The sequence below is a fragment of the Acetobacter sp. DmW_125128 genome, assembly GCF_008704325.1.
Lineage (GTDB): Bacteria > Pseudomonadota > Alphaproteobacteria > Acetobacterales > Acetobacteraceae > Acetobacter > Acetobacter oryzifermentans.
In genome coordinates, this window is the sequence record NZ_VHOP01000062.1 from 1 (window position 1) to 1,359 (window position 1,359).

General features: G+C 59.7%; 1 protein-coding gene and 1 pseudogene. Both read right to left on the reverse strand.

Going from position 1 to position 1,359, the window contains the following annotated elements; genetic code table 11:
• On the reverse strand, positions 1 to 560 hold a 560-nt coding region (locus FKW19_RS14350; RefSeq protein ID WP_150150617.1), incomplete at its 3' end, for a hypothetical protein.
• A pseudogene (locus tag FKW19_RS14355) lies at positions 560 to 1,359 on the reverse strand (hypothetical protein); the annotation flags it as partial. The gene FKW19_RS14350 and the pseudogene FKW19_RS14355, both read right to left, overlap by 1 nt.

The window sequence follows — 1,359 nt, forward strand, 5'->3', positions numbered from 1 at the left end:
GGCGTGACAAACTCGGCCCCGCTCATGCCGGTATTCACCGTCACGGAGCTATCCAGCCCGGTAGTGCTCTTGGTGCTCATGTTGCGCACTGGCTGCCAGACCGGCCCGATATAGGCCAGAGACAGGGAAATATAGCTTTCCGATGCGCTGCCATTGCTGGTGATGGTGATCTTGACCGTATCGGCCTGAATGTTCTGCGGTGCCACATGCACCATCTGCACCGGGCCAACACCCCCCAGCGTGGCAAAGCTGCCAGAGGCAGAATACACCGTGTTGCCGCCAGAACTGGCTGTCAGCTGCCACGTTGCGGCTTGGCCAAGGTTGGTGCGGCCCACAAAGAAGGCCCGCATGGTCTGGTTACTGCCCCATTGCGCCTGAAACCATGCCGTTTTGTTGCTATCCCCAACAGACCAGAACGCCGCCGTGGTGTTGCCCTGGTCTGTAGCCAGCTGATTGGGTGAGAAATCCTTGGCGGCCGAAACGCCTGCATAGAAGGACGCCGAGCCACTAAGGCTAGCGATCTTGACCAGATTATTCAGGCCGAACGCACAATTCTGCATCAGACCAGCACCGTCAGCACGCACTGGCCTGCGCTGGAGCCACGCCAGCTTTCACCCACAACCAGACCGCCCAGGCCATCGCGCAGGCCATCCACATTGGCAAACAGCACAATCTCGTCTCCCATTTCAAAATCAAACAGGCGCTCAAACGGCAGCGTGACGTAAAACACGCGCCGATCTGCCACCGTCCACAGGTTGTTGATGATATCCGCCACCACCTGCGCTCCGGCCTGCGTGCGCAAGCTGGTCAGCACTTCGGGCGGGCTGACCACTTCCACCGTTGGGCTATCCGTGCCCACAGTCACCGCGCTGCGCTGCGTGCGCAGGGTGGACAGATCCGCTTTCGGGCTGAGTGTGCTGGTGCTCATCACCGTATAATTGCGGCTGTAGGTGCAACGCCCACAGGTGAGAGGCAGCGCCAGTTCGGACGGCAGATCCGTTTCCTTGATATCAATCACCTCATCAGGAAGCACCGCTAGCTTTTCCCACTGATGTGGCGCAAGCTGCAGAAAGCTGTCTGTAATGCCGATCAGCTTCAGCGTGCCATCCCGCGCAACAGCCAGCTTGCGCATGGTGCCCTGCAACAGAGCGGTGATCATGTCCTGCCCGGTATAGCTGTCAGATCCATCCCAGAACGCGCCGGCCGCACTATCCACCTTGCCGAACGGATCCGCCCATGTGCTGGAAATGGATGCCGCCGGAATACCGATATCCTGCACCAGCACCTGCCGCACGATATCAGGCAGGCTGGACACATACGTGCCATCAGGCATCACACCAGTGGCCCAGCAGGTAATGG